Genomic DNA, 21,613 nt, shown 5'->3' on the forward strand with positions numbered 1-21,613 from the left:
CTCGTTATTCGTTTTGATACTGTTTGGGTTTCACGAATAAGTTGTCGTAGCGTCTCGTAAGATAACCTCGTGTAAGGCGACTCAGCGTAAACCGAGGTGAATGGTGTTGTTCTAGCGCCAAAAATACATGGTTTATCATTGCGGCGACTATATTTTGAAGATCGGTCATTAACAGGAGGGAGTTTTGGAAAGTGACATCAAAAGGACACGAAGCTTAATAAAGCATTTAGTAATAGCGCTACTATCAGTCGCTGCTATGGGTATTGTTAATGCCAAAACTTCAATGACTTACACTGAATTGTATAACAAGCTACCGCTAAGCGAATCGGAGTTTACTTCTTTACAGAGTGAGTTTGATTTAAAGTCGAGTGAGCACGCGACGATGATGGAGTTATTATCAAGCTATAACTCGCTACATAAAAGAAGAATGAGCTGTCGAGCTGTCGACAACATACTTACAGTAAAACAAATGGATGCATTGAGCATTGACAAAACACATTACGTAACAGTGTTATTTTACGTCGATAGTGTAAACAAAAGTCGGTGTGAGCGAGCAGCGTATGAGCACTTTTTGAGATTGCTTGCAGTCAATTTGGTTGTTCAAAAAGAGCCAAAAAATGTTGAGCTAATAAATTCCATGAACACTTTATCATCTCGCCTTTATGGTGATTTTAGGGAGTTTAAAGCCGAGTTTAATCTCTTACCGGAACAAGTTCGAGAAACAGCTCTTAACGCTGACTACTTAAACAAGAACTTCAATTTATTTGCTACGCTTGACAGTGTGATGGAATAAACCAGGGCTGCAGGCCATGCCTCTGCAGGGCCTGTATGCTGCAGAAACTATAATAATATGATTGAAAAGGAATTTTACAGTGAATTTATCCTCAGCATCCTTAGTCGTGGGCTTATTGCTAAATGTGAGCACAGTGGCCGCTACACCTGATTATCAAGAGATACTTAACAAGCCACCTGTGCAGCCCAGCGAACTCAACACGCTACTGGACAATTTTGGAATAGAAGGTTTTGAACGACGGGCAATGTCAGCGCTTATAGAGAGCTATAACCGATTACAGAGTAAGCGCAAGGAATGTGAGAACGTTGATAATGTGTTGAACAAGTCGCAATTGAGCCCGCTAAAAATCAATATGAAGCACTACCCCTTAGTTCTTCATTACTTTGACGGTCTCAACAAAAATCAGTGCGAATCAGCAGAGTTTAGTGAATTTTCAAAGTTACTTGTCGTCAATCATGCAGCGAAAGGGCAGCATAGTGATTTCACCTTTTTAGAGGCCATCAATGCTGCGTCTTCTTCTCGCTATGCACACTTTATTGAAGCTGAAGCAAGGTTTAATGCCTTACCTGAGACGGTAAAAGAGGCCACACTAAAGGCGGGTTTTCTTCAGATCAACTTTAATTATCTTAAAAGCATAGAACAGATCTACGGATTCGAACGATAGAAGGAATAGTTGATGAATCGCCAGTTATTCATTTCGATATTGTTTGGACTTGTATTCGCACAACAAGCGAACGCTGAATCAATGTCAGTAGATCTTACGCCGACCATTGAGTATCCAGTTGAACAATTAGCACCAGTTCAAAAGGCGCTGCTTAGTGAGCTGTTAAATAGCGTAACACAACTGGGTGATAGAAAAGCGGCATGCGAAAATGCGCGTGTTATTACACCAAAACAATTACACAGTCTTAATATTACCCCGCAGCAGCGAAGTATCGTTTTATCTTATTTTTATATTCACCAAAAAAGAGAATGTGAAGCCGAAGAATATGGCGAATTCGCCAGACTTGTTGCTGCGAATTTAGCGGTGCAAAAGCAGCCAGAAGTCTTAAGGTTCGTCAATGCGCTAAACACGGTAAGCTCCAGCGTTTATTTCGATTATGTTGAAACGGAGCTGGAATTTAACCAGCTACCAGAAAGTGTTCGCAATAAAACCTACCAAGCCGAGTTTTTACAGCATCCGTTTAGTCTTATGCATACGCTAGAACAGTTCGAATGATTCGGCGTGCTGTTCTTATTAAGTAAAATCTAAGCTGGCATAATACGGTTTAATAATTCGTATGCGGTACGTTTTGCATCATCTACGGCTTGATCGGGTACTTGATGATTTGCAATCCAAAGTGCGAGACTCGTTAATCCACCATTGATAAATTGAGCGCTAGTTTTATGCGCTTGAGAACTCTGTTGCGGTGCGATTACACTTAGTAACTGTGTGATTGATGCCACACACCCTGACGCTGCCTTTTCGAGTTGTTCAGGCTCTAATACCGACTGCGCATCACGTAATATGATACGCTGTATCTCGGGCTCCGTAGCCATATCCAAGTAAGTTTCTGCACGTTTCAAAAGCGCTTGCTGAGGTGAGGTTTCACTACGTTCAATATCACGGAGCCGGATATCCATTTCACTATCTAGTTGCTGTACGACAGCGTAAAACAACCCTTTTTTGTTGCCAAAGTGATGATACAGCGCTCCTCGAGTGAGTCCTACGTCCGCTGTCAGCTCTTCTAACGCCGTCCCTGCAAATCCTTTACTTGCAAAAAGTACTCTGGCTTGGGCCAATAGCTCGCTGCGGGTTTTCTCCATCATGCTGCTTCTTGTTGTCATTTTGCGATCCTTATTAAAAAACTACACAATTTATAATTGACATACAGTGTGTATGTCAATTATTTTTACATACACACTGTATGTGAAAATAATCTCAAGGAGAGATCAATGAATAATCCTTACTCCGAAATTTTTAAGATAAAAGGAACTAAGCATTTTAGCTGTGCTGGTTTTATTGCTCGTATGCCGCTCTCTATGATGGCGATTGGGTTAATCACCATGCTTTCGCAACTCTATGACTCATACTGGGTTGCAGGTTCCATCGCTGCGCTATTTACCTTCACCATGGCATTTGCTGCGCCGCAGTTGTCGCGACTGATTGATAGGGTAGGGCAACGCAAGGTTGTGATCCCTGCGACCTTGTTCAGTGCTGTATCTGCGCTGGCATTGTTGCTATTAAGTCACTTGCAAGCGCCACTTTGGAGCCTCTATGTTTTAGCCATGTGTGCGGGCATTATGCCAAGTGTTCCGGCTTTAGTTCGGGCCAGATGGAGCGCGATACAATCAGATCAAGATTTACTTAATACGGCATATTCTTTTGAGTCGGTACTGGATGAAATTACCTTTGTGATAGGACCTCCACTTGCGATTGCACTGAGCAGCTTGCTCTTTCCTCAAGCCGGTCCGTTGCTAGCGGTTATTTTGTTTGTGATAGGCAGTATCTGGTTAGTGTCGCAAAAGGACACCGAGCCAAAAATAGAACAAAGTGAAAATCAGACCCGCACTTCCGCACTGGCTAACTCCACGGTTAAGTTGCTTAGTTTGGTGTTATTGGCGCTCGGTGTAATAGTTGGTGCTATCGATGTATTAAGTATCGCTTTTGCTCAGCTGCAAGGGATGCCAATTGCGGCCAGCTTAGTATTGTCGATGTACGCGCTTGGTTCTTGTATTGCTGGGTTTGGATTTGGGGCCGTTAAGTGGCGTGTGTCTATGCCAGTACTGCTTGTACGTTTTGCGATATTCACATTGATCGCGAGCGTGCTATTACTCAGTGTTAAACACGTTTATGGTCTGGCAGTAGTGATGTTTATTTCGGGACTCGCGTTTGCTCCAACCATGATCATTGCCATGGGTCTGGTTGAGCAAAGCGTACCAAAACACTTACTCACTGAAGCCTTAACTTGGCTAATTACCGGGCTCGGTGTAGGGATCGCAGGTGGGGCTGCGTTGACCGGATGGGTCGTTGAACACCTTACCGTGGATCTTGGATTTGGGGTTGCAGTCGTCGCTGCTGCTACCGTGGTGTTACTCGCCTGGTATCAAAAACACCACGATACAAGGCGAGTAACTCAAGTTGTCAGTGAATAGGATGTAAGAGTCGCGCTTACTTCGCGCGACATACCGCTTGTTTATCTGTAGTTTCGCTGCTGCAGGTTAGAAAAGCGGCACCACTTTCATCCAAAAATTCCCCTTGCCACGCGCCATCTTTGCCAAGCTTGATGGATAAAAAGCCGAACTTACCTTGCTCGTTAACGATTGCGTTTTGGCTATCAAGTGCATAATCAAATTCACTAAAGGCATTGGTATCACTGAGGCTGACGCCGCTATTGCCGACAACGATTTGCGCAGGGCGCGCGGTACTGGCAGCAAAGGTTGAAGACTGATAAATATGCATATGTCCTGCGAGTGATAAAGTTACGTGAGCAGGCAACTTACCTTGTCTGGTGCTCTTCAGCGCGGTTTGCAACATCACATTTAGTGTGTCTTTGGTTGTTGGGTCTTCAACGCCCCAAATGGGTCTGTGGCTCATAATCCACATGGGTTTGGCTTTGAGCAGTTCGCTTCTGACATTAAGTCGTTGATATTGCTGTTGGTAGACTTTTGTCAGGCCATTATCAGCACTGGCATCACAGGCATTGGCGCTATCCATTACCCACACACTGAGCGGTTTTAAGTTGATGGTATAGGAGTTTTGCACAATGATATGGGCACTTGCAGATTGTGGCGGTTGATTATAATCCCCTTGAGATGGACATTGCTGTTGGTCAATGGCATCAGGAAGATTGGCTCCCGGGCCAAAAAAGTAAAACCAGCCAATTCCTGCGCGGCTACAAAGTTCATGATTGCCTCGCGCAAAAATCCATGGTGCGGTTGCTGAAAGATCCGTTGTTGCGGCAAAAAAGTCGGCTTGCCAGTTGCTCCATGTATCTGGTCTTGGGCTATTTAACGCGTTTTGACTGTAGTAGGTATCGTTAAGACCGCAGCTAGTACCACCATATCCACCATCGCCTGCGTCATAAGCATAGGTATCACCGGAAATCGCACCACCCGTGCCTCGGTAGTTGAAATCCCCCATATGGAGCAACAATTGTGGTTGTTGCTTTGCCCCTTGCTCTGCGAGGGTTTTAAACGGCTCGGCAGCAGTGTTGTTTTCGCAAACGGATGACTTACAGCCAGTGTCGCCAAAAACCGCAATTTTATTCGGATCGAATGTCACGGGTGCTAACGAGAATTGGCTACCACTGACGGTATAAGCCGTGTTTGGGGAGATTTTTGCTTCACATACTGAAACCGGAAAGTGTGTTTGGTCTGGACGCATTGCTCGCAACTGCATCGGCATGGATTTTTTACCAAAGAGCAAGCTTGGGCATTGATTGGCGTCGCTGAGCACGCCGTCAACAACAACGCGCGCGTAAATATTTGGGGCTTCAGTAGTGGAAGGCGCGAACATTGAGTAAGCGCCTAATACTTTGGTATTTGCTTGTTGGACTGCAAACGTGCTGCTACAAGCAATTAAATTGAGCGTCGCAATGGCGATGATGATGCGCATGACTTCATTCCTTTTTGAACAGTTGAATGAAGTTTAATGCATTGTTAACAATTTGCGAGTCTCGAATACGAATATCCTTATTCTTAGCTGATTATTGGTGGCTGCAGCGGTAGAAGCCGGTGACTGTGTCTTGGCTAAAACGTGTGCCGTTAACATAGGTGTCTTGGTTGATTTTACCAAACTGCGCTAGGTTAAATTGCAGCCGTGCAAGCATTTCAACACTCGAGGCCTGCTCAAAGATTTCTGTTACTGGTGGATCACCAACAAAGTTGGTATACCAAGGAAACCAAGAATTATCCTGCCCGCTGACTGTTTGATTCGGATAATAATTCCCCCCTTGCCAACGGTCGAAGGTAAGATCTTCGAGGCTAAATAGGCCAAAACCTGGCTGTGTCATACAAGCATCAGCCGCCTGATACTCAGGATAACCTGAGCTGGCAGCAAAATGATTACAAACATTATGTGGCAAATTACTGCTATTCGCCGCTTGATATTCCACCTTTCTAAACATCACAGGATGTGCGGGGCTTCCCGATGGGTAGACGATATTCGCCGCGACAGGCGAACCCCAGCGATAATGGTACATGGCCACAGCCAATCCTAAACCTTCCTTACTGGTGGCAACATTATCTGGATGAGTCCACACTCCACCCGGATCGGTTGGCGTTGCCCCATTTTTAAAAATAATCCCATATTGATTGTTTTCTAATTGATTCATTAGATTTGGCGTTGTGTTGTCAACCACAGTCGTTGGGATCATTGTACTTGCGGCATTGGGGGTGTAGGTGAGTGTTGGGTTATTTAACGCCTTCCAGCATAGCAAGCCATAACCATAGCCACTGGCTATCATCGGGCAGCCAGACATTGCTGATGCCGATTGGTTGCTTTCATACGCATGTGTTGTTGAACGTGCCGAAACTTCGCCGGAGCTAACCAATATTCCCCAAGCATTGCGAGTAATGCGAATATCAGCAAACTCAGTGTCAGGAATAAATACCGTTGTGGCCGAAATAACCTGTAGCCCTAAATCTAGTTCTAGTAGAGAGGTGGCAACGAGGGCGTCTTCATGAAGCTTTGGATATTGCGTCATAATCGTTTGCTGCGATGGTTTAATCACAGCGTCTCTTGGTGATAATCCCAATAGATATAAGCGATCGTTATCAAGATAGCTTGCCAGTAAGCGTGACAGCTCAAGTTGTGCGATTGGACGCTTGGCTTGTATATTTGAGCGGGTATCCGTGAGGGTGAGGTCGGTATTTTGAAGCAGCAACCAATGCTTATCACTTAGGCCAACAACCTGAGTTTGATTAAGGATGTGGCGAGATACGCTATCAGCTTGGCGAGTAACAATTAAACTATCGTCATTCAATGAATAGCTAGACTGTGTGGTGTCATTGTGGTGATGGCGCAGCGCCGGCGGCTGATATTGTCCGATTAAGGTGGTCAGTTCAATGCGAATGGCGTCGCGAGTACTTTGAATAAGCCAGTTTCCTGTTTCATCTCGAACAAAAATAGCCGGGATATATTGGCCAGATTTATCCACGCTAAATGCTTGCCAAGTGGTATTACAGGCTTTAGCGCAGGAGGGGGAACTTCGTGTAAGGGATGACTTGTCTTTTGTCAGAGATTCGTCATAGTTATCATTAAACACAAAGGGTAACTCAGCTTTACCCGAGGCGAGTTGCAACGTGAACAGTAAACGCCGTTGATTGCCGCTGGCATAGAGTCTGTTTTCTTTTAGATAACCGAGCTGGAGTTGAGAGTAACTCTCTAACTTTTTCATGTTTCCAGCTTCACCTTGATAGCTGGGCTCATACGTCTCGCTATTGAATGGTGCAGTTTGCTCTAATTGGGGAAATTGCAACGTTTGTTTGCAGGCATCTTCTGCGCATGTTTGTAAGGTGATCCTTTGGTCCTGATATTGAAAAGAATACCAAGGTGAAAGGGCTTGATAACCTTGTTGACCAGCGTGAAATAATAGCGGTAGGGTTGATGTGTCGTAGTGCTCTGACTCTGCTGAGGCGTTAACGCTTAAAGACAAAGCCCAGCAGGTAAGCGTGGTGGCGATGAACTTATTCATAATCTTTCCTTATTGGAGTAGGGCAGCGCATAGCCGCCCTTAACAAAAACCTAGTGAATGATGCCTTGGCGTTGGCCCGCATTAACGGGTTTGTTGAGTTGGACAGAGAGCCAGTTTTCAACGTCACTACGTAACGACGCGTCGCTATCAGGACCGGATTGTGACGAATAGAACCATAACCCTGTAGGTGCTGGGGCATTGACATTGCTGCCGCAGGTAAAGTGATTTGCCGCATACATCACCGCGCCTGAGCTACCATATTCGTAATGACTGTCCGAATAACCACCGTAGCCTCTGGCTTGTACCCGACCTTTTGAATCAAGGGTAAAGTGATACACCTCATTGGGTTGCAACAGAAAAGGACTGACGTCGGACGAATCGAAGCGCGCGCGCATTGTGGTGGTAACACTGGCTTGATTACCCGAACGCGTGATCATGGCTGCCAAGTTGGTGATAAGCGCATCGGCCAATTGACCATCCAGCAAGCTGCCTGGGTTGCCATTGACGATTGCAGAAGTAATGCCAAGTGCGGCTTTGACGACTCCAATGGTGGAGTTTAAATTCCATGTGGTGTTGTATCCCATGGCTGCGCCACCGGCTTTATTAAACAAGATGACTTCAGGTGCCGCTCCTGGCAAATCGACCGCAAATTTTGCGCCGTCAGTTGCATGTGAGTTGGTACCTTTTGACCAGATTTTTTTAGCTTGCCCGGTTACATGGTAGCGAGCTGAATAAGTGCCTCTGACTTCTAAATTGCCCGAACAGGCATTACTTTGATTACATGCAAATCCCCCCGTGTCTGCACATAACATTTTGACGTGGAACTCTGTCGAGTTGTGGGCTGAGGTGTTATCGAAACTGAGCGCTTTATTTTTTGACCAACGCTTCCCCTTAGCTGAGTGAAAGGCGCCGTAGGCTGAGGTATTGACATAAGCATGGTGCTTAGAGAAACCACTACCATCGCTGGTGGATGTGCTCCAAGGCGTTTGGGTTGATGGGTAGTTCGTTACCACTTGGCCTGTGCTGGTTGAAGGGGTCACCATTTGACATGAGCATTGTGACTTAGGTCCGAAGATGGGTTTTTTAGTCAGCAATTCTTTTAATTCGGCAAGAATATCTGACGGTAGCGTCCTATCGTATTCAAGTACCGAGAGCCCTTTACGTTTCGGCGCTGCGTACTCCTTATGCCAAGTGTTGTAAAGCTGCGGTGCATTTAGCTCTAAATGTTGGCTGAGTGTTGGCACTTTTTGCTGTTGTGTCCATTTTTCGAATACCGTCGGTTTAAATTGAATAAGATATCGAGAAAAGAAAAAGTTATCTTCAGGCGCTTGCTCGGTAAAAGCATTTTCCCATGCTGATAACACGTTTTGATCGATAGCTTTTGCTTGGCTTAGCATCTCGCCATCTCGATAGTCGCGGATCAAGCTATCGACGTAGCGGTCTAATTCATATTCTTCGTCGTTGTCGGAGATATATTCAAGCAAGGAAACACGGTCTTGAGACCAGTTTGAAATGGCTTGCCACGCTTCTGGGCTTACTTGAGAGGGAGCCATTTCTCCATATTCTTCTGCGGCTTGTAGCGAAATACTACCCAGTAACAACGTGCTGGTAACTAGGCTGACTAATTTGGGGGTGAAATTTCTCTGTTTCATTTTTCTATTCCTTCATCGTTGTGCTGAGTCAACATGCCTCATGCATTGTTAACTTGCCTTGTGATGTTGGAAACTTTTTCAGCGATTGAATAGGAGGTTGTAGGGCCAGTTAGGGTCAACTTGGGTAAAACCTTTGATATTAAACGGACGCCTTGGGTTAGGTAAGTTTTGATATCAAGCTGTGGTAAATAAAAACTTAAATATCAAAGGTCTACTTATATTTTTACCCAAATTTACCCAATTGCCCCGTAACTTTTGCTGCAATCAATATTCGCTTGAGGCAGGATTTTGCTATCGCCGTTATTGGAGTCTCAGCGTGAGTACATTCGCAATCGAATAACGGTGTCATAACCAATAAGGAGACAGTTATGAGACGAGTAATAGTATTGGGAGCAACTTTGATTGCGAGCTTTGTACAAGCCCATAGCCCAGAAATGATAGCGCAGCTCGAAGTTGCTGATGGGGCGAAATGTCCAAAGCGGCAAACGATTCTGCTAGGTAAAATGACATTAACAGCTGGGACCTTTAAATATTTACACAGTGAAGGAAGTAACGTTTGCACCAGTCCTAAGCAAAGTATTTCTGGTCGCATTACACCACAACTAGATTGTGGCCAGTTTGATGATTGGCGGCTTGCTTATGATATGGGTAATAAAATGTGTCAATCTCTACATCAAAATATGAAAGGCTTTAGTAATAGCTTAAAACCTGATATGGCAGTGTATCCACGCTTTGAAGGGCCTTTTGAATTCAAAGGAGACCGTCATCATCAAGAGTATGAGGCCGGTATGGGCGTGACCTTAGCATGTTATTTATGTGAGACCGCCACGGTTAATTAGGGCCTGTTAATACCAGAAGGGGCGAAAGCCCCTTTGTTGTAGACATCAAGTAGCGTTGGAGCACGCTAAGATTTGCTCCAGTTGTGCAACTTTTTCACAAAGAGGTGCTGTATCGAAATTAGCGTCTTGGCATTGAGTGAGTACATATTGTGCCGTGGTAACAATATTTCGAATACGCGGCTTTTTGGGCAGCGTTTTGATATTTAGATAGCGTTCAAGAGTACGCACTCGTAAGCGACCATCATCGATATTCACTTTCCACACTTTGCTTTCTTCCGCTAATTCGACACGAGTTTTGCCACTACCTTGCTCCCAAAGCGTCAAAGTGAGTGTCATTACTTCAACCATCAATTGTCTAGCGGCCTGTTCGTCAATGCTCATATGTCCACCGTGCAATCCATTAGTACCCGTGCGGGCGGTATAGCGAGCAAAGCTGTAAGTAACCAGCACACCCACTACAAATGCGATAAACCCGACGAGTACATGAGACAAAATACTTGTCTCTGTTTGGTGCTTAGGCGCGGCCAAGACGTTAGCGCTTTGAAGGCGAAATTGATAAAGGTTTTCACTTTGTACACGACTAGTTTTAAGCATGTCATTATAACGCTGTGCGGTCTCTACCGCTTCTTTATAAGCGTGTGTTTGTAGTTGGGACTGCAATAAGGCAATGTAAAATAACTCCGTAAGCTGACTATTTTGCTGATTATGCGCTTCAAGCCCCTGTTTAAGTATCGTTTGTGCTGTTAGGTTATCGCCCTCAAGCTGCTTGAGTTTGGCTTCAATAAGCAGTGCTCGCTGATCCACTTTACCGTGTTGAATTAGTTGCCGAGTACGTTTAAATGAAGCAAGTTGCTGTTGTGCCTGAGCGATATGATTTTGAGCAATGGCAATTTCGGCCAATAATAAATAGGCTCGAGACAATTGGGTATAGGCGCCACTTTGTGTCAAAGGTTGAAGTAAATCTTCAATGATTTCAATTGCTTTGTTGTAGTCGCGCTTTTTGTAGAAGACTTCCGCTATGCTTAGCAAGGTGTGGTTCGCTTTGACCTGGTCGCCGGCTTGTTGGTGGAGCGCATGGGCTTGACGAAATGAGAGAATGGCATCATCCAACTGATTAATATCCCTCGACACATTCCCTAAATTATTAAGTGTGATCGCTTGTCTTTGCTGGTTATTTGTTGCTTTCGCTATTTGGTAGCTTTCTAAAAATAAAGTAAGGGCGGTATCTAGATCTCCGAGTGCCTGATAAGCATTAGCTAAATCGTTTGCCGATTTACCCAGGAGTTCGTTTTGTTGCAACTTAGCCGCAAGCGTTTGCGCTTCGTGGAAGCTCTCCAGCGCTTGAATATAATTGCGCTGGCGGTAACGATTAATACCACTTTGTCTTAACACCTGAAAGCGCTGAAGTGTGGTTAACTTCCATGCCATCAACTCATCCAGTATTTGATTGCTGAGCTTTATGTCACCCGCTCGACGATACAAGCTCACAAGCTCAAGATGTGCATCAAAAGCTTGAGCACCGTTGGGTTCAAGCGTTTCAAGATGTTGCTTACAAGACAAAATTTGGCTTGTGAGGTTAGCATTATTAGCACTTGGGCATTCTGAACCATGCGCCGGTAACACAACGAGCAGTAAAGCTAAAAGCAAAGGCATAAATATTAGTCTAGATACATTGTTTTTACATATTAATATAGTGGTAACAAAAAGTCGTGTCTGCCTTTAATAAATCTCAGGTGGACTATTTTTTGTATTTTGTTGCTGTCTAGCTGCTGTTGTTTAACTTTGCCAGTACGACCAAGTCTCGATTTGTTAATATTGTTAGTTGAATGTGTTTTTGGTATGGTCTTGTTGCTAATTAAGGCCCAGCTGAAGAAGCTGGAAATCAATCCATAAGGAAATAAAAATGAAGTTAAATACAATGTGGCTAAAGTCACTTAGCGTCGGTGTCGCGTTATTTGCACCATTAGTGAGTGCCGCTCCTCAGCTTGATAAAGCCATATTTGAGTACAATGCTGGATTAAACATCCAAGAGGAATTTAATATCTTTGCCGATGGTAACGTGACTGATCCAAATTATCCAAATAGTGAGCTACGTATTCAATTGGATAGTAGCAAAAGCTACGATCAAATTGGCTTTTATGACAAAGTTTACACTACATACGGTCAGGCGGTTGCATACAACACATTAGACAGACGTTGGGTTAAATTTAAGGGTAAGGTGCTTTATTTTTCAGGCGAAGACAACGGTAACCAAAAGATAGATACGATTGCTTTTCGCATTGTTAATCCCGCTGGAGAAACATCGGAGTGGGGAGAGATCAGAGTTAGCTTAGACCAAGCGTTTGGTGGTAATTACGATGTGTATCCGAGTGATGACTCGGCACAAACCTTTGCTGGTCAATCTGTTGATGTGTACGTTAAAGATAACGATAGTGGCGTACCATATTATTATGGTGTTGAGATTTTTAGCTCACCAGCTAACGGTACAGTATCTGTTAACAGTGACTATTCCATTACCTACACACCAAAAGCAGGGTTCATTGGCCAGGATTCGTTCCAATATCGCATTAAGGGTAACAACCTTTATGATATTACAAGCGCGCCAGCGACAGTTTCTATTTCGGTAGCAAATTAACCCCAAACTCAGGTCAATATGCACACATATTAAGTGTGTATATTGGCTATCCTTTTAGCAATAAAAATACTCCAGCCAAAGCAATTAGGCCTCCAAACATCATAGACTTAGTAATAGCTTCTCTGCGCAGTAGTCCAATCGTCATGACCATGAGCGGTGCCGTTGCAAAGATGGTTTGTGCGATAGCGGGATCAGTATGATTAACGGAAATCAACTGTAGCCAAAGGCCAATAAAGGTGCCAAAAAACACTGCAACGAATAACCAGTTTTTACTGTCGATTTGTTTAAGTGTGAGTGCTTTAAACAGGCTTTGTGATTTCAAATAAACAACAATAAAGGCCACAAATAGGGTGCCGGACCCTAAGCGGATAAGTGCCGCCCACAGACTACTAATGCTTTCGTTATTTAGCGCACCTTTGGACAGTACCATACCCGCCGCTTGGCAAATGGCAGCCGTGAGTGCAAAACAGACTCCCAAGAGATAATGTTTTTTGTCTAATACCGGCTGGCTTCTACTTGGCTTAATCGCCAACATCACACCAACGGTCGTCACTGCAATGCCGAGCCAAGCGGATGCGCTGAGATAAACACCAAGGAGCACAATGTTTAAGATCCCCGCGATGGCAGGTGCAAGACTTTCAATAACCAAAGTGCGAGCAGGGCCTATATTTCTGAGTGCGGCAAAGTAAGCGCTGTCACCAATCGCTATGCCCAGTATCCCACTGGCTATCAGCCAGCCCCAGCTCGAGAGTAAGGTCGGATACATAGCATCACCTGCGATGAGCAAACACAAGATCATCAAAGCAGAAGCGATGACGCCTTTGCTAACGTTCAACTCAAATGGACTAAGGTGATGGCTAAATCGTTTATACAGTATGGTTGAGCCAGCCCATACCCCAGCCGCCGCAATCGCTGCCGCTTCGCCAATACCAATCATAAATATCAAGTTTCTTGTGTTTATTTATATGATGGCAAGTATACATAAATTGAAATAATCAGTGAGAGGTGAGACATCAAATTATTATCACAAATGTTTAGACGTCCATACATCTAGAGGTTGAAATTTTCCAGTTTTTGTCCATAATAATGCCATTCGATTAGTCTGGAGCAGCGCATGCCAATCACCGTCACCGACGAACTCCCAGCCATTGCCCAATTGCGTCATGAAAATGTGTTCGTGATGCCACAAAGTCGTGCATCAACGCAAGAGATCCGCCCAATGCGGCTCGCGATATTAAACTTGATGCCGAATAAGGTGGAGACTGAGGTGCAATTTATCCGATTACTGGCAAATACCCCTTTGCAGGTGAATGTTGATTTGTTGCGACTAGACACCCACCGCAGCTCTGAAAACTCAGAGCAGCATCTAGATATGTTTTACCGCTATTTTTCGGATGTGAAAGATCAAAACTATGATGCTTTGATAGTCACCGGTGCGCCGCTGGCGCATCTTGAATATGACGATGTGGTGTATTGGCAGGAATTACAGGCGTTTTTTGATTGGGCTGAGCACCATGTTACTTCAACCCTGTTTTCTTGTTGGGCCGCACATGCCGGTTTGTATCACCATTATGGGTTAAAGCGAGCACTCAAAAATGACAAACTGTGTGGCGTATTTAAGCACCACTGTTATTTTGATCACGGGGCGCTCACTCGCGGCTTTGATGATGAGTTTTTGGTGCCACACTCACGTTATGGTCATATCGACATCGACAAAATTAACGGGTGTAAAGATCTAGTGGTGTTAGCAGGCTCTGAAAAAGTGGGCGCTTACTTAATTAAAAATCACTCAGGTAGCCAAGTATACATTACCGGTCATCCTGAATACGACGCCGATACGCTACAAAAAGAATACCTTCGCGATTGTGAAAAAATGGCCAACGCACCGCAGCCTGAGAACTATTTTCCTGAGAATGACACCAGCAAACGTCCATCTAAGACATGGCAAAGCCATGCATTCTTGTTATTCTCAAATTGGTTAAACTACTATGTTTACCAAACCACACCTTATGATATTAACTTAGTTAGCCAAGATGTAAGGACTAACAATTATGCCGAATAATGTAGCCGTAAACGGTGAGCAAATAGCAGAGCAGCTTAAGCAAGCGATGCAGCAACGTATTCTGATCTTAGATGGTGCAATGGGAACCATGATCCAAAAGCACAAATTAGAAGAAGAAGACTATCGCGGTGAGCGCTTTAAAGATTGGCATGTCCTTATCAAAGGCAACAACGATCTGCTAAGTTTGACGCAGCCTGAGATAATCAAACAGATCCATCGCGATTATCTAGCTGCTGGCGCGGATATCATTGAAACCAATACTTTTAATGCTACCACCATCTCGATGGAAGATTATGATATGGCAAGCCTAAGCCGTGAGATTAATCTTGAATCGGCGAAGCTTGCACGTGCGGTGTGTGATGAATTTACCGCCAAAGATCCTAGCAAGCCTCGCTATGTGGCTGGTGTGCTTGGTCCAACGTCAAAAACCTGTTCGATTTCTCCAGATGTAAACGACCCAGGTTTTCGCAATATCACTTTTGACAAATTGGTTGCAGCCTATGTTGAATCAACGCTTGCTCTTATCGAGGGCGGTGCTCACCTTATTTTGATTGAAACTATTTTTGATACGCTCAATGCCAAAGCCGCCTCTTACGGTGTAGAAGAAGCGTTCGAGCAAGCGGGTGTCACTCTGCCTGTTATGATCTCGGGCACGATCACCGACGCTTCCGGTCGCACGCTATCAGGGCAAACCACCGAGGCGTTTTATAACTCTATTCGCCATATTAAGCCAATCTCTATCGGCCTCAACTGCGCGTTGGGCCCCGATTTATTAAGACAGTATGTAGAAGAGCTGTCACGGGTTTGTGAGACCTTTACCTCTGTGCATCCAAACGCAGGGCTTCCTAACGAGTTTGGTGAATACGACCTAGAAGCCGACGACATGGCAAAAGAGATTATCGATTGGGGCAATGAAGGGTTTATCAATATTGTTGGCGGCTGCTGTGGCACCACGCCTGAACATATTCGCGCCTTCGCGAGAGGCCTTGAGCAAACCCAGCCGCGTAGCTTGCCTAACATCGAAGTGCGGATGCGTTTGGCAGGTCTTGAAGCCTGTAACTTAAATTAGGAATTCACCATGACACAAACAGCAGTATTTACCAATGTCGGTGAACGTACCAATGTAACGGGATCGGCAAAATTTAAGCGCTTAATTTTAGAAGAAGATTACGAAACCGCGCTGGATGTTGCCAGAGAGCAGGTTGAAAGCGGCGCGCAAGTGATCGATATCAACATGGATGAAGCCATGTTGGACTCAAAAGCTGCGATGGTGAAGTTTCTTAATCTGATAGCGTCAGAGCCGGATATTTCTAAAGTCCCCATCATGGTCGACTCGTCTAAATGGGAAGTCATTGAAGCGGGTCTGAAATGTATTCAAGGTAAAGCCATTGTAAACTCAATCTCCTTAAAAGAGGGTGAGGCACCATTTATCCACCAAGCCAAAATCATCAAGCGCTTTGGTGCAGCTGTGGTGGTGATGGCATTTGATGAAGTTGGTCAAGCGGAAACCGCAGAACGAAAGTTTGAGATCTGTCAGCGTTCTTACAAAATCTTGGTTGACGAGCTTGGGTTTCCGCCAGAAGACATTATTTTTGACCCTAATATTTTTGCGGTCGCTACGGGTATCGAAGAGCATGATAACTACGCCGTAGAATTTATCGAGGGCACGCGCAGAATTAAACAAAACCTGCCGCACTGTAAAGTGTCAGGGGGCGTATCGAACGTCTCTTTCTCTTTTCGTGGTAACAACCCGGTGCGTGAAGCGATCCACTCTGTGTTTCTTTACCATGCGATTAAAGCGGGCATGGATATGGGGATCGTCAATGCGGGTCAGTTAGCCGTGTATGACGATATTCCAAAAGAGCTCCGTGATGCCGTTGAGGATGTGATCCTCAATACCGACGCCGGTGCTGGCGAGCGATTGGTTGAAATCGCGCCTAAATACTCGGGCATGGCGCAAGCCGAAAAACAGGAAGATTTAGAGTGGCGTTCTTGGCCAGTTGAAAAACGCTTGGAGCACGCCTTAGTTAAAGGGATCACCGAGTTTATCGACGAGGATACCGAGGCCTGTCGCCAACAGTTTGATAAGCCAATTCAAGTGATTGAAGGGCCTCTGATGGATGGCATGAACGTGGTTGGCGACTTGTTTGGTGCGGGCAAAATGTTCCTGCCTCAAGTGGTGAAATCTGCTCGAGTGATGAAGCGCGCGGTTGCCTATCTTGACCCTTACATTGAGGCCGAAAAAGAAGAAGGCTCTAGTAACGGTAAAGTGATCATGGCCACGGTTAAGGGCGATGTACACGACATTGGCAAAAACATCGTGGGCGTGGTATTGCAATGTAATAACTACGAAGTTGTGGACTTGGGTGTGATGGTGCCGGCAGAGAAAATTCTGCAAACGGCCATTGATGAAAATGCTGATGTCATTGGCTTGTCTGGCCTTATTACGCCTTCCCTTGATGAAATGGTGCATGTCGCTAAAGAAATGACACGCCGCGGCTTTGATATTCCATTGCTTATTGGTGGTGCTACCACATCGAAAGCCCATACCGCAGTTAAAATTGAACCTCAGTATGATAAAGGTGTGATTTACGTCAATAACGCCAGTCGTGCGGTTGGTGTGGTATCTAGCCTGTTAAGTAAAACCCAAAAGCCTGAATTTTTGGCAAAAACCGCGGATGAATACGTCAAAGTACGAGAGCAGCAAGCGCGTAAAAAGCCACGCTCAAAACCGGTTACCTTGGCGCGTGCGCGCGATAATGCGGTAAAACTTGATTGGCAAAGCTACACGCCACCGGTCCCAAGTAAATTAGGGATCACTGAATTTAAAGACGTGAGCATTAAAACGCTACGCGATTATATCGACTGGACGCCATTTTTTATGACCTGGTCATTGGCCGGTAAATATCCACGTATTCTACAAGACGAAGTGGTTGGTGAAGAGGCGCAAAAACTGTTTCATGATGCCAATGCCATGTTAGATCAGTTAGAACAAGAGGGTACTTTGCAGCCACTGGGTGTGATTGGGTTATTCCCTGCTAACCGCGTGGGTGATGATATTGAAATTTATACCGATGAGTCGCGCAGCGAAGTCTTGGTTACGTCATGTCAGTTACGTCAGCAAACCGAAAAAACTGACTTCCCTAACTATTGTTTGTCTGATTATGTTGCACCTAAAGGCACACCTGATTATTTCGGTGCATTTGCCGTTACTGGTGGTCTTGAAGAAGATGACTTAGCGGACGCATTTGATGCCAAGCAAGATGATTACAACAAGATCATGATTAAAGCGGTCGCAGATCGCTTAGCCGAGGCATTTGCCGAATACTTGCATGAGCAAGTGCGTAAAGTGCACTGGGGATTTGCGGCGGATGAGGCGCTAAGTAACGAAGAACTTATCCGTGAAAACTATCAAGGGATCCGTCCAGCGCCAGGCTATCCTGCGTGCCCTGAACACACCGAAAAACAAAAAATTTGGCAGCTGTTAGATGTCGAAAACCGTATTGGTATGAAGCTGACTAGCTCATACGCCATGTGGCCGGGAGCGGCGGTGTCGGGTTGGTATTTCTCACATCCAGATTCTAAGTACTTTGCCGTTGCGAGTATTCAAAGAGATCAAGTAGAAGACTATGCCGCGCGTCAAGCGATGTCGCTAGAAGAAGCGGAGCGTTGGCTTGGTCCTAACTTAGGATATGAACCCGCATAATAGCTGAATTAAAGCCTAGCTTAACTTAATTCAAGACTAGGGCCTGTTGACCTTTGCTGTTTGATTTTTGTTCTTCTGAGTATGTTTTGGTCGCGACGCTCGACTTGCCGCCTAGTAATCTAGGCAAAAGTTGAGCAACAATGAACAAAGCGCACTCAGGTGAACCCAAAGGGCAGCGCTTGATTGGCATTTCTACTTTGTTATCGCCTGACTCACATAGAGCAACTATGCTACGCAGGCTCTGCCTTGTATAAATACCAATCAAACTGCTGCAAAAACAAACTTGAAAGATAAACAGGCCCTAAGGTAACCTAGGTTTTTTGTTGCCTTCACTTTTTGAGTTTTAACGGTTATTTGCGGGCTGATAAATTTCAAATCCAAATTCATTAGAATATGTTGTTTAGTGGTTAACAGAGCGCGCTAAATTCAAGTATACTGAATTGAATAACTGTTAATAATAAGGCTTTACTCAACAATGAAGATGAAGTGGCTGTTTTCACTCCTTTTTATTTCCAATCTCTGTTGGGGGAGTAATCAGCTGGTTGTTGATATAATCAGTAGCGAAAATTTCAGTCAGCGTTATGAGCACTTTCTTGCTGGTCGTGACGTCTTAGACGTTGATTCTTTCTTTCCTACCACCAAAGGTTCTCATATTGAAATCATCGAAATGGTACTATTACAGCAGGCTCTATTTCTTGGTGGTGAAACACGTAAAGTCGTATTTAATCCAAAACCTTCGGTGAATATTCTAGAGTTTTCTGATCTGATCGCTGGGGAAAGTTTAATCCTTGCTCGTAGTGTTTGGCATGAAAATATCGTGGACTATCGCGGCTCATTATTTATCTCAGATCCGCTTGTTGAAGTTGGAGATTACGAAGCAGGACTTTACGTCACCAAGCGTAACGTCGCACTGCAGCAAACGCCGCTTTCACAGCTTCGGCAGTTGAATGTTGTTTCTAACCCGCAATGGGAAGTGGATTGGCGTGCCTTGATGAATACAGACTTACACATGGTGAGCTTTATTGGCCCGTGGGAAACCATGTTGGCAATGGTAGAAAGCGATGTCGTTGACACTATGTTGATTAATTTTAGCGTGAGTGATTCTTTAACTCTAAATTTTGAAGGTAAAGAATATGTCCCAATCGAAAATATTAAGGTTGTCTTGCCAGACTCTCGGCATTTTGTCGTCAGTAAAAACCATCCTGAAGGCGTGCAAATATTTGCGGCACTCAATCGTGGGTTAAAAATACTTAAACGACGAGGCGTGCTAAAACGGGCGTTGACAGAATCTGGTTTTATCAACAAAAAAGTGGCGAATTGGCAGGTGGCTAACGCTGAAATGCTGGTGGGGGGAGACTAATGCAGCCAGCTGTGGTATCGCTTTGCATATTGGTAAGTGCGCTAATTACATTTTGTGGTTTTGCTTACGAATCTTCGGAACAAATACAGCGCAATTTAAATGCGCTACAAATGTCGGCTGAACAAGATTATGACTTGTCTTTATTACCGGACATCAGAGCGCTGCGAGAACAAGCGCGTGCGCAAGGTAATAAGCCGCTGCAAATCAAAGCATTACTGTTAGAGGGTAGTATAGTTCAACACTTTGGTGAGTTTGAGGATGGTTTGGACTTGCACCAACAAGCATTGCAGTTGGCCGAAGCAGATAACAATACATTTTTAAAGGCAAACACCTATCTCGCCATCGCTCACCTTGATATTGACTTAGAGAGCTATGAGTTAGCACAGCGTTATTTAGATAAAGCCTCATTGCTGGCTGAGCAAATTGATGATAATGCCCAGATAAAAGCCGATATCAGTTTATGGCAGTCGCGCTTGAATATGGATAAGGGCGCTTATCGTTTAGCGCTCAAGTCCTCTTTCGTACCAGAGATTTCAGGTATTCGACAGGAGACACTAGCGCAGTTAAAGCTGACGCGTTCTTGGGCTCATTTACAGATCGGTGAATATTTACCAGCTAAACAAATTCTAGATGAGTTAGACAATGCAGGTTATTTGGTTCAAAACCAAAGAATGCGGATTATGGCAGCGGTGCAGCGTGCCAGAGTCGCTTTACAAAGTGGTGATTTTGCAGTTTCAATTGATTTAGCTCAGGCAGGGCTGAGAGATACACTCGGCACACGTTTTTTACTTTTTCAATCTCAGTTGCAATGGATACTGGCTTCAGCCTATGCCCAGCTTGGAGACTATCAGCAAGCGCATCGTTATTTAAAACGCTATGCCGTTACTGAGCAGTCACTGAATTTGCAAAAGCGTAATAACAAACTACTTAAGCTAGAAGCGCAATATTCTCTCGCACAACAAAAGCAGGCGCTTAATGAGCTTGAGCGAGACAATGCCCAGCAGGCAAAGCAGATTATGGCGCATCGGCAACAGATAGAAAACGCAAGATTAAGTCAGCAGCGTTGGTTGTTGATAGCCTTGCTTGCATTTACCTTGTTGCTGGTTTTTTATTGGCGCTGGCAGAATCGTCGATACACTAAGCTGTTAGAAAGTCAGGTTGCGCAGCGGACCGAGGAACTGGCGGAGCGAAACAAACGTTTGCAAACCCTCAGTTTCACCGATAGCTTAACCGGGCTGAGTAATCGACATCACTTTTTTAGCGTCATTGATGGCACCATTGAAGTATACAAACAAAGATGGCAAACACCTGAATTACAACAAAATACCGATCTGATTTTTGTGATTATTGATATCGATCACTTTAAAAATATCAATGATAGTTTTGGTCATGCAGCAGGAGATATCGTGCTGCAAGATTTTGCTGAAATCCTTAAGCAATGCACACGTGAGTCAGATATTATAGTGCGCTGGGGTGGAGAAGAGTTTCTGCTGGTGATGCCGGATATGGACAGGGCGGCTGCGCACGAAGTGACAGAGCGGATCCGTCGCCAAGTGGAGAGCTATCCATTTGTGGTGAACGATCAATCTATCAACTGTACTTGCTCAATCGGTTTTGCTCCATTTCCGTTTGATCCAACGCAACCAGATAAGCTTAGCTGGGAGCATGTGTTGGAGTTAGCCGACGGTGGTTTATATCTAGCGAAGGAATCTCATCGTAATGCTTGGGTTGGTGTCCACACTGGAGACGAGGAAGTGCAAAGTCCGGCAGAGCACATGGTGCAAAATTTACGCTCATACTTACAAGCTGGCAAATTAAAAACGTGGTCAAATCTATCCGATCTTATTTATGCTTGTAATACCCGATAAGCGAATTCGGCTGTTTGGAGA

Annotated in this window: 17 protein-coding genes; 11 read left to right on the top strand and 6 right to left on the bottom strand. The window is 44.7% G+C overall.

The window, feature by feature from the left end:
• Positions 1-184 precede the first annotated feature (184 nt).
• From MHN30_RS02580 to MHN30_RS02590, 3 genes are all read left to right on the top strand, one after another.
• Positions 185-793 carry a hypothetical protein gene (locus MHN30_RS02580; RefSeq protein WP_130164567.1) on the top strand — a complete coding sequence of 203 codons (609 nt, stop codon included), beginning with the start codon at positions 185-187 and terminating at the stop codon, positions 791-793.
• Between the two features lie 79 nt (positions 794-872).
• Positions 873-1,457, top strand: coding sequence for a hypothetical protein (locus MHN30_RS02585; protein WP_130164566.1), 585 nt, complete (start codon positions 873-875; stop codon positions 1,455-1,457).
• A 12-nt stretch (positions 1,458-1,469) separates the two neighbouring features.
• Positions 1,470-2,012 (top strand): hypothetical protein, encoded by a 543-nt coding sequence (locus MHN30_RS02590; RefSeq protein ID WP_130164565.1) that lies wholly within the window; start codon positions 1,470-1,472, stop codon positions 2,010-2,012.
• Positions 2,013-2,041: 29 nt separating this feature from the next.
• On the opposite strand, the gene MHN30_RS02595 is transcribed toward MHN30_RS02590, so the two are convergent.
• On the bottom strand, positions 2,042-2,620 hold the full coding sequence (locus MHN30_RS02595) for a TetR/AcrR family transcriptional regulator (protein WP_130164564.1): 579 nt from the start codon (positions 2,618-2,620) through the stop codon (positions 2,042-2,044).
• A gap of 108 nt (positions 2,621-2,728) precedes the next feature.
• Between MHN30_RS02595 and MHN30_RS02600 the strand changes: the two genes are divergently transcribed.
• A complete protein-coding gene (locus MHN30_RS02600) occupies positions 2,729-3,928 on the top strand; it encodes an MFS transporter (protein WP_239357866.1) in 1,200 nt (399 codons plus the stop codon).
• Positions 3,929-3,944: 16 nt separating this feature from the next.
• Here MHN30_RS02600 and MHN30_RS02605 read toward each other — a convergent pair whose 3' ends face one another.
• The 3 genes from MHN30_RS02605 to MHN30_RS02615 all read right to left on the bottom strand — a co-directional run bounded on the left by MHN30_RS02605 (position 3,945) and on the right by MHN30_RS02615 (position 9,122).
• Positions 3,945-5,390 carry a metallophosphoesterase gene (locus MHN30_RS02605; protein ID WP_239357875.1) on the bottom strand — a complete coding sequence of 482 codons (1,446 nt, stop codon included), beginning with the start codon at positions 5,388-5,390 and terminating at the stop codon, positions 3,945-3,947.
• Positions 5,391-5,481: 91 nt separating this feature from the next.
• Positions 5,482-7,470, bottom strand: a complete 1,989-nt coding sequence (locus MHN30_RS02610; protein WP_239357886.1) for a hypothetical protein — start codon at positions 7,468-7,470, stop codon at positions 5,482-5,484.
• A gap of 50 nt (positions 7,471-7,520) precedes the next feature.
• The gene (locus MHN30_RS02615; RefSeq protein WP_130164560.1) at positions 7,521-9,122 is read right to left on the bottom strand and encodes a hypothetical protein; all 1,602 of its coding nucleotides are present in this window, start codon (positions 9,120-9,122) and stop codon (positions 7,521-7,523) included.
• A 368-nt stretch (positions 9,123-9,490) separates the two neighbouring features.
• On the opposite strand from MHN30_RS02615, the gene MHN30_RS02620 reads away from it, so the two are divergent.
• Entirely contained in the window at positions 9,491-9,961 is a 471-nt protein-coding gene (locus tag MHN30_RS02620) for a hypothetical protein (RefSeq protein ID WP_039491112.1), read from the top strand.
• Between the two features lie 45 nt (positions 9,962-10,006).
• On the opposite strand, the gene MHN30_RS02625 is transcribed toward MHN30_RS02620, so the two are convergent.
• Positions 10,007-11,614, bottom strand: a complete 1,608-nt coding sequence (locus tag MHN30_RS02625; protein ID WP_130164559.1) for a tetratricopeptide repeat protein — start codon at positions 11,612-11,614, stop codon at positions 10,007-10,009.
• Positions 11,615-11,864: 250 nt separating this feature from the next.
• On the opposite strand from MHN30_RS02625, the gene MHN30_RS02630 reads away from it, so the two are divergent.
• On the top strand, positions 11,865-12,596 hold the full coding sequence (locus MHN30_RS02630; RefSeq protein ID WP_130164558.1) for an Ig-like domain-containing protein: 732 nt from the start codon (positions 11,865-11,867) through the stop codon (positions 12,594-12,596).
• Positions 12,597-12,642: 46 nt separating this feature from the next.
• Here MHN30_RS02630 and MHN30_RS02635 read toward each other — a convergent pair whose 3' ends face one another.
• Complete coding sequence (locus MHN30_RS02635; protein WP_039491119.1) at positions 12,643-13,533, bottom strand: DMT family transporter; 891 nt, start codon at positions 13,531-13,533, stop codon at positions 12,643-12,645.
• Between the two features lie 177 nt (positions 13,534-13,710).
• Here MHN30_RS02635 and metA point away from each other — a divergent pair, with 177 nt between their 5' ends.
• The 5 genes from metA to MHN30_RS02660 all read left to right on the top strand — a co-directional run bounded on the left by metA (position 13,711) and on the right by MHN30_RS02660 (position 21,592).
• Positions 13,711-14,658, top strand: coding sequence for a homoserine O-succinyltransferase (metA, locus tag MHN30_RS02640; RefSeq protein WP_045961525.1), 948 nt, complete (start codon positions 13,711-13,713; stop codon positions 14,656-14,658).
• Positions 14,648-15,727, top strand: coding sequence for a homocysteine S-methyltransferase family protein (locus MHN30_RS02645; protein WP_130164556.1), 1,080 nt, complete (start codon positions 14,648-14,650; stop codon positions 15,725-15,727). The genes metA and MHN30_RS02645 overlap by 11 nt, the downstream gene beginning before the upstream one ends.
• Positions 15,728-15,736: 9 nt before the next feature.
• A complete protein-coding gene (metH, locus tag MHN30_RS02650; protein WP_239357897.1) occupies positions 15,737-18,364 on the top strand; it encodes a methionine synthase in 2,628 nt (875 codons plus the stop codon).
• 475 nt (positions 18,365-18,839) lie between these two features.
• Positions 18,840-19,724, top strand: coding sequence for a hypothetical protein (locus MHN30_RS02655; RefSeq protein ID WP_069022693.1), 885 nt, complete (start codon positions 18,840-18,842; stop codon positions 19,722-19,724).
• Positions 19,724-21,592 carry a GGDEF domain-containing protein gene (locus MHN30_RS02660; protein ID WP_239357907.1) on the top strand — a complete coding sequence of 623 codons (1,869 nt, stop codon included), beginning with the start codon at positions 19,724-19,726 and terminating at the stop codon, positions 21,590-21,592. Before MHN30_RS02655 ends, MHN30_RS02660 begins: the two co-directional genes overlap by 1 nt.
• Positions 21,593-21,613 lie beyond the last annotated feature (21 nt).

Source organism: Pseudoalteromonas sp. OF7H-1, assembly GCF_022347825.1.
Lineage (GTDB): Bacteria > Pseudomonadota > Gammaproteobacteria > Enterobacterales > Alteromonadaceae > Pseudoalteromonas > Pseudoalteromonas maricaloris.